The 12402-nt window shown below is 74.9% G+C and carries 9 protein-coding genes; 1 reads left to right on the top strand and 8 read right to left on the bottom strand.

Annotation, left to right across the window (positions count from 1 at the left end):
- Window positions 1-369: 369 nt before the first annotated feature.
- The 7 genes from Q5761_RS12065 to Q5761_RS12095 form a co-directional block, all read right to left on the bottom strand.
- The gene (locus Q5761_RS12065) at window positions 370-1092 is read right to left on the bottom strand and encodes a phosphoadenylyl-sulfate reductase (RefSeq protein ID WP_318750706.1); all 723 of its coding nucleotides are present in this window, start codon (window positions 1090-1092) and stop codon (window positions 370-372) included.
- 620 nt (window positions 1093-1712) lie between these two features.
- Window positions 1713-2780, bottom strand: a complete 1068-nt coding sequence (disA, locus tag Q5761_RS12070; RefSeq protein ID WP_135224565.1) for a DNA integrity scanning diadenylate cyclase DisA — start codon at window positions 2778-2780, stop codon at window positions 1713-1715.
- Window positions 2781-2974: 194 nt separating this feature from the next.
- Window positions 2975-4372, bottom strand: coding sequence for a DNA repair protein RadA (radA, locus tag Q5761_RS12075; protein WP_135224566.1), 1398 nt, complete (start codon window positions 4370-4372; stop codon window positions 2975-2977).
- A 363-nt stretch (window positions 4373-4735) separates the two neighbouring features.
- Complete coding sequence (locus tag Q5761_RS12080; RefSeq protein ID WP_318750707.1) at window positions 4736-7246, bottom strand: ATP-dependent Clp protease ATP-binding subunit; 2511 nt, start codon at window positions 7244-7246, stop codon at window positions 4736-4738.
- A 22-nt stretch (window positions 7247-7268) separates the two neighbouring features.
- Window positions 7269-8342, bottom strand: coding sequence for a protein arginine kinase (locus tag Q5761_RS12085; RefSeq protein WP_318750708.1), 1074 nt, complete (start codon window positions 8340-8342; stop codon window positions 7269-7271).
- Window positions 8343-8355: 13 nt separating this feature from the next.
- Complete coding sequence (locus Q5761_RS12090) at window positions 8356-8907, bottom strand: UvrB/UvrC motif-containing protein (RefSeq protein ID WP_135225927.1); 552 nt, start codon at window positions 8905-8907, stop codon at window positions 8356-8358.
- Complete coding sequence (locus tag Q5761_RS12095; RefSeq protein ID WP_135225926.1) at window positions 8849-9397, bottom strand: CtsR family transcriptional regulator; 549 nt, start codon at window positions 9395-9397, stop codon at window positions 8849-8851. Before Q5761_RS12095 ends, Q5761_RS12090 begins: the two co-directional genes overlap by 59 nt.
- A gap of 257 nt (window positions 9398-9654) precedes the next feature.
- Here Q5761_RS12095 and Q5761_RS12100 point away from each other — a divergent pair, with 257 nt between their 5' ends.
- Complete coding sequence (locus Q5761_RS12100; protein WP_318750709.1) at window positions 9655-11472, top strand: amidohydrolase family protein; 1818 nt, start codon at window positions 9655-9657, stop codon at window positions 11470-11472.
- A 296-nt stretch (window positions 11473-11768) separates the two neighbouring features.
- Here the strand turns inward: Q5761_RS12100 and cutA are convergent, their stop codons facing one another.
- A complete protein-coding gene (gene cutA, locus Q5761_RS12105; RefSeq protein ID WP_135224569.1) occupies window positions 11769-12272 on the bottom strand; it encodes a divalent-cation tolerance protein CutA in 504 nt (167 codons plus the stop codon).
- Window positions 12273-12402 lie beyond the last annotated feature (130 nt).

Raw genomic sequence — 12402 nt, forward strand, 5'->3', positions numbered from 1 at the left:
GGGGCCATGGCGGGAGGGTCGGCGCACGCCGTGCCCACGGGGAATACACCCGCGGGGCGGCACCGGCCGGGTGCCGCCCCGCGGGTTCGCCCCCCGGCCGGCATGGCGGAGGGCCCGCGCCCTCTGCCATGCCGGCGAGGGACGTGCCGGCGAGGGATCGGGCCCTCCGCCATGGCTCCAAGGCGCCAAGGGGAGGCCCCCGCCACCGCTCGCGGGACCGAACCCCCGCTCCGTCCAGAGGGCCAGAGGGCGTGTCGGCCGAGCCCAGGCGTGGAAGCCGGGCTCCGTCACCCCCCTGCCGATGCCCGCCGTCGCCTCACCGCGTGGACGCTTGTCGCCCTCTTCCTTCGCGGAGGCCCGCCGCCTTCTTCACGCGTGGAGGCCGCACTCTGTCTTGGTGAAGCCCGCCCAGCGCCCGGCCCGCGGGTCCTCGTCCGGCCCCACGGGACGGGTGCAGGGGGCACACCCGATGCTGGGATAGCCGCGGTCGTGGAGGGGGTTGTAGGGGACCCCGCGCCGCAGGACGTAGTCCCAGAGCTGGTTGCGCGTCCAGCGAGCCAGGGGGTTGACCTTCACGAGGCCGAACCGGCGGTCGGCCTCGATCACCGCCGTGCGGGCCCGCTGCGGCGTCTGCTCGCGGCGGATGCCGGTGATCCAGGCGTCGAAGCCGCGCAGGAAGCGGCGGAGGGGTTCCACCTTGCGCAGCCGGCAGCACAGGTCGGGGTCACGGGCCCAGAGGTCCGGCCCGTAGCGGGCGGCCTGTTCGTCCACCGTCAGCGCCGGCTTGACCGCCACCGGCTCGATGCCGTAGTACTCGGCCACGCGCCGGCAGGTGGCGTAGGTCTCGGGGAAGTGGAGGCCGGTGTCCAGGTAGAACACCGTCACCGCCGTCAGCCTGCCCGCGGCGGCCGCCATGTCGATCAGGGCCACATCTTCCGCCTGGAAGCTGCACGCCAGGGCTACGCGGCCGGCGAAGCGGTCCAGGGCCCAGGCCAGGATCGCCTGGGGCGCGGCCTCCTCCAGCGACCGAGCCAAGGTCGCGATCTCCTGCTCGGAGAGCGCCAGGGGGCGTTCCGTCCGCGCGTCGTCCATCGTCGCCACCTCCCAAGGTCCCGGGCCCGGATCGGGGCGCCGGTGCTCCCGGCCGCCCCGTTCGATCCCCGTCCATGGGGAGGGACGGGGCCGGGGGCGACGGCGGCCGGCGACCGGGGCCGGAAGGGCCGGGTGAGGGCAGCCCGGGCGAGGCCGGGACGGTTGCGCAGCAGGCTGGGCAACCGGCCCGCACCCACCCGCATTAGCCTAGTGCCGCACCGGGGCAAGGGTGCAGGGAGTCCACGGGGTTCCCGCTCGCTGGCGTGCGTTCCCGCCCTGATCCGGGCGCCGTAGGCCATGGCATCGAGGGGTCCACGGGGTTCCCGCTCGCCGGCGTGCGTTCCCGGGGGTGCGGACGGGCTGTCGACCGACGTGGAGCGTGCAGGACGGACGTCAACGTGGCGGGCGGACGTGGGGCGCGGACGGAGCGCCCGGGAGCGTGGGGGCGCAGACGGAGCGCCCGCGAGGATTCGGCGTCCCTGGCGGCTGCGGTGGTCCGCCCCCGGCCGGGGGCGGACCACCGCAGGGCGGAAGGATCCCCCGGTCGCCCGCGTCCCGCCCGGGCCGGGACCCGACACGGCGGGGCCCCCGGACGCAGGGGCCCGGGCGCCCCGTGCGGGTCAAGGGCGTCGCTCCAGGAAGGCCTGGTCTTGCAGACGGCGCAGGCCGTCCTTGATGGTGCGGGCGCGGACGCTGCCGATGCCCTCCACCGCGTCCAGCTGGTCGACGGTGGCCGCCAGGATGCGCGGCAGGTTGCCGAAGCGGCGCACCAGGTTCTCGATCACCGCCGCCGGCAACCGCGGCACCTTGTGGAGGATGCGGTAGCCCCGCGGCGTCAGCGGCGTCTCGTCGTCCGGCGGGGCGGCATAGCCCAGGCAGCGGACCACCGCGCGGCGGTCGGTGAGCTCCTCGGGCGACAGCCGCCGCAGGGCGAGCATCGCCTCGCCCTCGCCGTCGGGGTCGGCCACGTAGTCCCGGATCACCAGCCGGTACTCCTCGTCCACGCCGCTGCGCAGCTCGTCCAGCTGCAGGCGCACCAGGCGGCCCTCGGTGCCCAGCTCCACCGCGTCGCCCTCGATCTCCCGGCCGATGCGCCGCACCTGCTCGGCCCTCCCCAGGACGGAAGCGACATCCCCCGCCGTCACCAGGTCCTCGAACTCCAGGACCGTCAGGTGGCCCAGGGCCTGGAGGAACACGGCCCGGTAGCGCTCCAGCGTGCCCAGGGCCTGGTTGGCCTTGGCCAGCATGAGCGCGGGGTCGCGCAGCACGTAGCGCAGCTCCCCGCGGTAGACGGTGATCACGTTGCGGCGCTGCGAGATGGCGATGACCAGGGCGCCGGTCTGCCGGGCCATCCGCTCGGCGGTGCGGTGGCGGATGCCCGTCTCGAAGGAGAGGACCCGCGGGTCGGGGATCAGGTGCACGTTGGCGCGGACGATGCGGCGGGCGTCGCTGGAGAGGATGATGGCGCCGTCCATCTTGGCCAGCTCGTAGAGATGGGCCGGCGTGAGCTCCACGTCCAGCTCGAACCCGCCCGAGCAGAGCTCCATCACCTCGGGTCCGTCCCCGACGACGATCAGGGCGCCGGTACGGGCGCGCAGGATCTGGTCCAGCCCCTCCCGCAGGCGGGTCCCCGGGGCCAGGCGCCGCAGGGCCGCCAGCAGGGCGTCCGGGCGTTCCTCGGCGGTCATGGCAGCCTCCTTCGACGGCCGTCCCGCCGCGCGCCCCAGGACTGGCGTGCCGCAGGGCTGGCGCGCCCCACGGGTGGCCCGCCGCCGGGCCGGCGCGCCGACCCGCCCTGGCTCCTGGGGCGCGGCGGGGGCGATGATCTGGCGGCCGGCGCCGGGACCGCACGGGGGCGGGGCGCGGGCCGTCTCCTCGGCGGTCAGCCCACGGCGGCCGCGATCGCCTCCTCGACGCGCCCGACGGGCACCAGCTCGAGGCCGCCCGCCGCGGCCGCCAGCGCCGGGGTCACGTTGCCCCGCGGCAGGATCACCCGCTGGAACCCCAGGCGCTGCGCCTCCCGGACCCGCTCGTCGACCCGCTGGACCGAGCGGACCTCGCCCGCCAGGCCGAGCTCGCCGAAGATCACCGCCTCGGAGTCCGCCGGTCGATCGCGATGGCTGGAGGCCAGGGCCACGGCCAGCCCCAGGTCGAGGGCCGGTTCGTCCACCCGCACCCCGCCGGCCACCTTGAGGTACACGTCGCAGCCGCCCAGGTGCAGGCCCGCGCGCTTGTCCAGCACGGCCATCACCAGGGCCGCCCGCCCCAGGTCCAGCCCGGTGGCCACCCGGCGCGGCTGCCCGTAGGGCGCCGGCGCCACCAGCGCCTGGATCTCCACCAGCAGGGGGCGCGTGCCCTCCACCGCCGCCACCACCGCCGAGCCCGCCGCCCCCCGCGGACGCTCCGAGAGGAGCCGCGCCGAGGGATTGGCCACCTCCGCCAGGCCGCGGTCCTGCATCTCGAAGAGGGCGATCTCGTGGGTGGCGCCGAAGCGGTTCTTGATCGCCCGCAGCAGGCGGTAGGCATGGTGGGCCGGCGACTCGAAGTAGAGGACGGCGTCCACCATGTGCTCGACCACCCGCGGCCCGGCGATGGTCCCCGCCCGGGTCACGTGCCCGACCAGGACCAGGACCACCGGCAGCCGCTTGGCCACCGCCAGCAGGAGGGCCGCGCTCTCCCGCACCTGGCTGACGCTGCCCGGGGCCGACCCCACCTCGGGGTGGGCCAGGGTCTGGATCGAGTCGATGACCGCCAGCGCCGGCTGGTACCGGCCGATGGCCTCCGCCGCCGCCAGGGCGTCGGTGGTGGGCAGCACCAGGAGGGACGGCGCCAGCGCCCCCAGCCGCTGGGCGCGCAGCCGCACCTGGGCGGCCGACTCCTCGCCGGTGACGTAGAGGACGGGAAGCCCCTGGGACGCCAGGTTCTGGGAGACCTGGAGGAGCAGGGTCGACTTGCCCACCCCAGGGTCGCCGCCCACCAGGACCACCGATCCCGGGACGAACCCGCCCCCCAGCACCCGATCGAGCTCGGCCATGCCCGTCCCCAGCCGCGGCGGTTCGCCGGCGCCCACGTCCCGGAGGGCGATGGGCTCGGCGGGCTCGCGGGCGCCGGCCAGGGCGCCCGCGAGCCCGCCCCGGCCGCGGCGCCCGCCGGGGGCGGCGGGCGCCGCGGCGCGTTCCTCGACGAAGGTGTTCCACGCCCCGCACTCGGGGCAGCGGCCCATCCACTTGGGGCTCAGGTGGCCGCACGCCTGGCACGCGAAGACGGTGCGAGGGGGCAAGGGCCTGCCTCCTTCCCCGGGGACCCGCCGCGGCCGGCCCCCCGCCCCTTGCTGGGGCCAGCGGCGGGCCGGTCAGCCAGCGCGCCGGGCGGGCCGGTCAGCCATCGCGCCGGGCGGGCCGGCGGCCGTGCCGGCCGGGGCGGCCAGCGCACCGGGCAGGCCGGACATCGCGCCGGACGGGCCGACCACCGTAGAGGTCGCGCCGCCCGCCGCAGCGGTCGGGGCGGCCATGCCGCGGGGCGCGGCCCGGCGGGACCGCCCCCGCGACGGCCGCCGGGCCATGGCCCGGTACCGGGCCATGGCCCGGCGGCGCGGCGCCCCGCCCGGCGGCCAGGGGGCCCGGTAAGCGGGCCGGCGGCCCGCTTACCGGGCCGCCGGTTCGTCCGCAGCCGACGGCTCGCCCTTCGTACCCGACCCGGACGGGGCGCCCGCGGCCACCCGCTCCCCGTGGCGGAACACGATGCGGCCCTCGGCGTCCACGTCGACCACCACGGTGTCGCCCTCCTTGAAGCGGCCGGCCAGCATCTCCTCGGAGAGCGGGTCCTCGATCAGCCGCGTGATGGTGCGCCGCAGCGGCCGCGCGCCGTAGACCACGTCCGAGCCTTCCTTGACCAGCTTGCGCTTGGCCGCCTCGGTGACCTCGAGCCCCAGCCCGTGCTCCTTGAGCCGCTCGGCCACGCGCTTGAGCATCAGGTCGACGATCTTCATCAGGTGCTCCTCGGTCAGCGCGTGGAAGACGATCAGCTCGTCGATGCGGTTCAGGAACTCGGGCCGGAAGGTGCGCTTGACCTCGTCCATGATCTTCCGCTTCATGTCCTCGTAGTCCGGCGTCTCCTGGTCGGCGGCCTGGAAGCCCACGCGGCTCTGCCGCCGGATCAGGTCGGCGCCGACGTTGGAGGTCATGATGATCACCGTGTTGCGGAAGTCCACCGTCCGGCCCTTCGCCTCGGTCAGGCGGCCCTCCTCGAGGATCTGCAGGAGCACGTTGAAGACCTCGGGGTGGGCCTTCTCGATCTCGTCGAACACCACCACCGAGTAGGGCCGGCGCCGCACCTGCTCGGTCAGCTGGCCGCCCTCCTCATACCCCACGTAACCCGGCGGCGAGCCCACCAGCCGCGAGACCGTGTGCCGCTCCATGTACTCCGACATGTCGAGGACGATCATGGCGTCCTCGTCGCCGAACAGCGCCTCGGCCAGGGCCTTGGCCAGCTCGGTCTTGCCGACGCCCGTCGGCCCGAGGAAGATGAACGAGCCGATGGGCCGCCGCGGGTCCTTGAGGCCGGCCCGGGCGCGCCGGATGGCCCGCGCCACCGCCTTGACCGCCTCGTCCTGGCCGACGATGCGCTCGTGGAGGATCTCCTCCAGCTTGAGCAGCCGCTCGCTCTCGGCCTGCTCCAGGCGCCGGACGGGGATGCCCGTCCAGTTGGAGACGATCTGGGCGATGTCGTCGGCGGTCACCACGATCTTCTCGTTGAGCTGCTGCTGCTGCCACTCGGCCTTCTTGCGCTCCAGCTCCTCCACCAGCTTCTGCTCCTGGTCGCGCAGGTTGGCGGCCTTCTCGAACTCCTGGGACTGGACCGCCGCCTCCTTCTCCTTGCGGATCTCCTCCAGGCGCTGCTCGATCTCCTTGAGCTCGGGCGGCGCCACGAAGGCCTGCAGCCGCGCCCGCGAGGCCGCCTCGTCGATCAGGTCGATGGCCTTGTCGGGGAGGAACCGGTCGGAGATGTAGCGGTCCGCCAGCTTGACCGCCGCCACGATGGCGTCGTCGGTGATCTCCACCCGGTGGTGCGCCTCGTAGCGGTCGCGCAGGCCGCGGAGGATCTGGATGGCGTCCTCCACGCTGGGCTCCTCCACCATGATGGGCTGGAAGCGGCGCTCCAGGGCGGCGTCCTTCTCCACGTGCTTGCGGTACTCGTCCAGGGTGGTGGCGCCGATGGTCTGCAGCTCGCCCCGGGCCAGGGCCGGCTTGAGGATGCTGGCCGCGTCGATGGCGCCCTCCGCGGCGCCTGCGCCGATGATGGTGTGCATCTCGTCGATGAACAGGATGATGTTCCCGGCGCGGCGGATCTCATCCATGACCTTCTTGAGGCGCTCCTCGAACTCGCCGCGGTACTTGGAGCCGGCCACCAGCGCTCCCAGGTCCAGGGCCACCACCCGCCGGTCCTTGAGGATCTCCGGCACCTTGCCCTCGGCGATGCGCTGGGCCAGGCCCTCGACGATGGCCGTCTTGCCGACGCCCGGCTCGCCGATCAGCACCGGGTTGTTCTTGGTGCGCCGGGAGAGGATCTGGATCACCCGCTCGATCTCCTTGTCGCGACCGATGACGGGATCCAGCTTGCCCTCCTCGGCCATCTGGGTCAGGTCACGACCGAAGTTGTCCAGCACCGGGGTGGTGCTCTTCTGCCGACGCTGGCGCGCCGCGGGCGCCGGCGCCGCGCTGCCGCCCAGGAGCTTGATCACCGTCTGGCGCACGCGGTCCAGGTCGGCGCCCATGTTCTCCAGCACCTTGGCGGCCACGCCCTCGCCCTCGCGGATCAGGCCCAGCAGGATGTGCTCGGTGCCCACGTAGTTGTGGCCCAGCAGGCGGGCCTCCTCGGGGGCGAGCTCCATGACCACCTTCTTGGCCCGCGGCGTGTAGCCGATCTCCCCCTGGATGGGCCCGTTGCCGCGCCCGATGATCTTCTCGACCTCCGCCCGGACCTGCTCCAGGTTGATCCCCAGGCTCTGCAGCGCCTTGGCGGCGATGCCCGTGCCCTCCCGGATCAGGCCGAGCAGCAGGTGCTCGGTGCCCACGTAGTTGTAGTTCAAGCGGCGCGCCTCTTCCTGGGCCAGCAGGATCACCCGCTGGGCCCGCTCCGAATACCGGCCGAACATCAGGCGGCCCCCCCTCCTCCGGTCACTGGCTAGTCTTCCGTAGCGACGCGGCGATCCGCTCCCGGATCAGCCGGGCGCGGAGCAGGTCCCGCTCCCGCGCGTTGAGCTCCTGCCCCGCCAGCTTCTGCAGACAGGCCGGCCGGGTCAGGACGATCAGCTCGTTGAACACCTCCGGCCGCACGTGGGAGAGGACGTTGAGGTCGATGCCCAGGCGCAGGTCCGAGAGCAGCCGGATCGCCTCCTCGGACGAGATGGTCCAGGCGTTGGTCAAAAGGCCATAGGCCCGCATGACCCGGTCCTTGAGCCCGTCCTCGTCCTCGCGGTAGAGCCGCTCCCGGGCGCTGCGCTCCTGGTCCAAAAGCTGGCGGGTGAAGCCCATCAGGTTCTCGATCAGCTCCTCCTCCGAGGGCCCGAGGGTGATCTGGTTGGACACCTGGAAGACGTTGCCCAGGGCCTCGGTGCCCTCGCCGTAGAGCCCCCGCACCACCATGCCGACCTTGCCCAGCTGGCTCAGCAGCCGCCCCGCCTGCTGGGCCAGCACCAGCCCGGGCAGGTGGACCATGACCGACGCCCGGATCCCGGTGCCCAGGTTGGTCGGGCAGGTGGTCAGGTAGCCGCGCTCCTCGTCGAAGGCGTAGCGCACGTGGGCCTCGATGACGTCGTCGACCCGCGTGGCGATGGCCCACGCCTCGTGGAGCTGCAGCCCCCCCAGCAGGCACTGGATGCGCAGGTGATCCTCCTCGTTGACCATGATGCTGATCGAGCGGTCCTCGTTGAGGATCACCGCGCCCGTGGCGGCGTTGCGGGCGTGCTGCGGGCTGATCAGGTGCTGCTCCACCAGCACGCGCCGGTCCAGGGGCGTCAGGTCCGCCATGCGCAGCAGGGTGAACCGCCCCAGTCCCGCCGCCGACAGGTGCTCGGTCACCCGCTCCATCTGCTCGACGATCTCCCGCCCCTGCTCGGGGCTGAGCAGGGTGGGGAAGGGATAGTCCTCCAGGTTGCGGGCCAGGCGGACCCGGCTGGAGAGGACCAGATCCGCGGCGGGCCCGCCGCCCTCCATCCACCGTACCCGCTGGGCGCCAGGGTTCACCGCCATGGCCGGTCCCTCCCTAGCGTCCGGGAGCGGTGCCGGACGGGCCGCCCGCAGCCGCCCCGCCCTCCCCGCTCCGCAGGCGCTGTTCCAGGGCGCGGATCTGGTCGCGCAGCCGCGCCGCCTCCTCGTAGTGCTCCCGGGCCACCGCCTCCCGCAGCCGCGCCCGCAGCTGGTCCAGCTGCCGTCCCAGCTGGGCGTGGGCGCCGGCGCGGGAGGGCACCTTCCCGGTGTGGCGAACCTGCCCCTGGATCCGGCGCAGCACGGGCTCCAGCTGCTGCCGGAACTCGCGGTAGCAGTGGCTGCAGCCCAAGAGGCCCGTCCGGGCGAACTCCCGGTACCGCAGCCCACACCGGGAACAGCGCAGGTCCTGCACCGTCCCCGCGGGCGGCTGCCACCCCTCCAAAAGCCCCGCCAGGAGGTTGTGGATGGAGAACTGCGGCTCGAAGAAGAACTCGTGCTCGTGCCGCTGCGCGCACTGGGCGCACAGGTGCCGCTCGGTCTTCTTCCCGTTAACGATCTGGGTCAGGTGCACCGTGGCCGTGCGCTGGCCGCACTCCTCGCAGAGCATCGCCACCGCCTCCGTCCTCCCGCTTAGGCTCCCCGCCCTTGAGCAGCTCCAGCACCATGGCCTTCAGCAGCCGGGCCCGGACCACGTCCCGCCAGGGCAGGTCGACGGCCAGGGTGTTCCGGTCCACGGCCGCCCGCATCAACGCGGCTTCGCGGCGGCCGGCGATGCCCTCCTCCTCCAGCCGCGCGATCAGGGCCTCCGCGCCGTCCTGGTCGATGGCGTCGCCCACCCAGCGGTCCAGCAGGGCCAGCAGCTGGCCCCGCTGGCGCAGGGGCAGGCGCACGATGCGGATGAACCCCCGGCCACCCCGGCGGCTCTCGATGACGTAGCCGGCCGCCGGGGTGAAGCGCGTCTCCAGCACGTAGTTGATCTGGGACGGGGCGCAGGCGAAGCGCGCTGCCAGCTCGCTGCGCTGCAGCTCCAGCACCCCGCCCGCCCGTTCCAGCTCCCGCTTGAGATACCGTTCGATCAGGGAAGACAGCGACGCCATGGCCATCCTCCCGGCCCGGGTCGCGGCCGCCGGCGAGCGCCCGGGCCTTTTGACCATCTTTGACTTTTCGCCCCTATTATAGGAGCCCCCTGGCCGGCCGACAAGGGGGCAAGCCCGGCGCACCGGCCGGGACCGGCCCGGTGCGCGGGCCGGTCCCGGCCCGTCGCCCGGCGCGGAACCATGGCGGGCGGTCCGGCAGGGACCCGCGGCCCCCGCCCCGAAACCCCACGGCGGACGGCTTCGATGCCCGACCGGCGGTGGAAGGGAGGATCCGCGTGGTCCCGCCGTCACCCCCCACCCGACGCCCGGCCCCGACGGGATCGCGCCACCTCCCGGCGCGTCGCCTCACCAGGCTGACGCTGATCCTCCTCTTGGGCGTCCTCCTGGGAGGAACGGCCTACTGGACGTGGGCCGCGTCGCACCGGACGCCGGCCGCCGCCCGGACGGCCGAGGGGCCGAGGCCCTCTCCGGCCGAGGGGCAGACCGGTTCGTCCGGGACGGAGGACGCCGGCGACGCGGTCGCCCGCCGGCCCGCCGCCGGGGGCCCGCACCCTGCGACGGAGGCCCACCGCCAGCCGCCGGCCTCTCTCTCGGCCGGCGCCTTCCCGCCGGACGAACCGGCCCCCGGCCGCGCCGCCCCCGCCTTCGACCTCCTCATCCGGGGCGGGGTGGTGGTCGACGGGACGGGCCGGCCGGCCTACCGGGCCGACGTGGCGGTGCGGGGCGACCGCATCGTCGCCGTGGGCCGCCTGCCGGCCGGCCGGGCGCGCCGCGTCCTGGACGCCACGGGCCTGGTGGTCGCGCCCGGCTTCATCAACGCCCACTCCCACACCTACGAGTACCTGGACGTCGCGCCCGGCGGCGACGCGGACCTGCTCCAGGGCATGACCACCGTCGTCGGCGGCGTCGACGGGCGCGCCCCCACGCCCCTCGGTCCCTTCCTGGACCGCCTCGAACGACGCCGGCTCGGCACCAACCACGCCCTCTTCGCCGGTCACGGCAGCATCCGGGCGGCGGTGATGGGCACCGCCGCCCGCGCGCCGACGGCCGCCGAGCTGCGGGCGATGGCCCGCATCCTCGAGCGGGCCATGCAAGACGGGGCCCTCGGCCTCTCCACGGGTCTGGAGTACGTCCCCGGCCGCTACGCCCGCACCGAGGAGCTGGTCGCCCTGGCCCGGGTCATCGCCCCCTTCGGGGGGATCTACTCCACCCACCTGCGCAGCGAGGGGGACGCCGTCGCCGCCGCCCTGGACGAGGCCCTGGCCGTGGGACGGGAGGCGGGGGTGGCGGTGAACGTCTCCCACTTCAAGGTGGTGGGCCGGTCCAACTGGGCGCTCCAGGGGCGGCTGATCGCCCGGATTCGGCGCGCCCGGGACCAGGGAATCCAGGTGGTGGCCGACGTCTACCCCTACCCGTCGCCCGACTACGCCAGCGCCCTGCCCCTGGCGACGGCCTGGGACCGCTACCCGCCCTCGGGCCTGCTGATCCGCCGCACCCGGGTGCGCGGCGTCGAGGGCCTCTCGTTGGCGCAGGTGGCGCGGGCCCGGGGCATGGAGGGGAGGGCGGCCGCCCGGTGGCTGCTCCGGCAGGATCCCGCGACCCGGGTCACGGCCCTGGTGGTCAGCGAGGACAACCTGCGGCAGCTCCTGCGCCAGCCCTTCACCATCATCGCCAGCGACGGGGGGGCGCGCCCCCTGACGACGGCGACGGGCGACGCGCTGCTGCACCCCCGCGTCTTCGGCGCCTATCCCCGCGTGCTGGCCCGCTACGTGCGGGAGCAGGGGGTGCTGACCCTGGAGGAGGCCATCCACAAGATGACCGGTCAGCCGGCGGCGTTCTTCGGGCTGCGCGACCGCGGGCTGGTGCGGGCGGGGATGTACGCCGACCTGGTGGTCTTCGACCCCGCGACCGTGGCGGACCGGGCGACGTGGTCGGATCCGGCGCTCCCGCCCGAGGGCATCCGCTGGGTCGTCGTCAACGGACAGGTGGCCGTCGAGGACGGGCGGCGGGTCGACGGCGTCCTGGCGGGCCGGGTGCTGCGGGGTGGCCGCGACGCCCTGGTGGGCCGCCGCTGACGGGCCCGCCCACCGGGGACCCGCCCAGGATGGGCCGCGCGCCCGGCCCCGCGACCGGCCCGCGCACCGGGGAGCCGCGGCGGTGGCCCGCACGCCGCCCTGCGTCGGGACGGCTGGCGCACCGGGGTCCCGCCACGATAGCCCGCACGCCACCCTGCGTCGGGACGGCTGGCGCACCGGGATCCCGCCACGACAGCCGGTATGCCGCCCTCCGCCGCTGCGGGCCAGGCACCAGGTGGCATGCCGACGCCCCGCGGAGGCCAGCCATGGCGAAGGGGCCCCCGGTGCCGGCACCCTCAGCCGCTTGCCCCGGGCCTTTCGCCGGCCGTCTCCTCCGCGAGCCAGCGCAGGTAGTCCGGGTTGCCGTCGCGCACCTCGAGGACCAGGATCGCCGGCACCGAGTAGCTGTGCCAGCTGCGCACCGCGGCGATGAGCTCCGGCACCCGGGCCCGCCGGGTCTTCAGGATCACCACCGCCTCGTGGTCCTCCACCAGCTCGCCCTGCCACCAGTAGAAGGAGTCGATGTGCGGGTACACGTTGGCGCAGGCGGCCAGCCGCTGCTCCACCGCCTGGCGGCCGATGCGCCGGGCCTCCCCGGCGTTGGCGGCGGTGACGTAAACCAGCACGGCCTCCCCGCCACCGGTCGCCCCCCCTTGGCCCGCCTCGCTCGCAGCCGCCGCAGCCGCCGCGGGTGCCCCGGCGGGTGCCGCGGCGGCCCGGCTCGCCCGCGCCGGTTCGTCCGCCGAGGACCCGGCGACCGGGGACGGCAGCCCGCTGTTCGTGGCCTTGGTGCTTCCCATGTCCCTCGTCACCTCCGCACCTCGCCCCCCGGGCCGTACGGCCCCCTGCCGCGGCCCGGGCTGACGGAACCGCGCCTCCTCGCCCCCGTGGGCCGCCGCCCGTGCAGCACCCCGCCGCCCGTCCCGGTGG

Origin of the sequence: Thermaerobacter composti, assembly GCF_033582035.1 — a bacterium.
Classification (GTDB): domain Bacteria; phylum Bacillota; class Sulfobacillia; order Thermaerobacterales; family Thermaerobacteraceae; genus Thermaerobacter; species Thermaerobacter composti.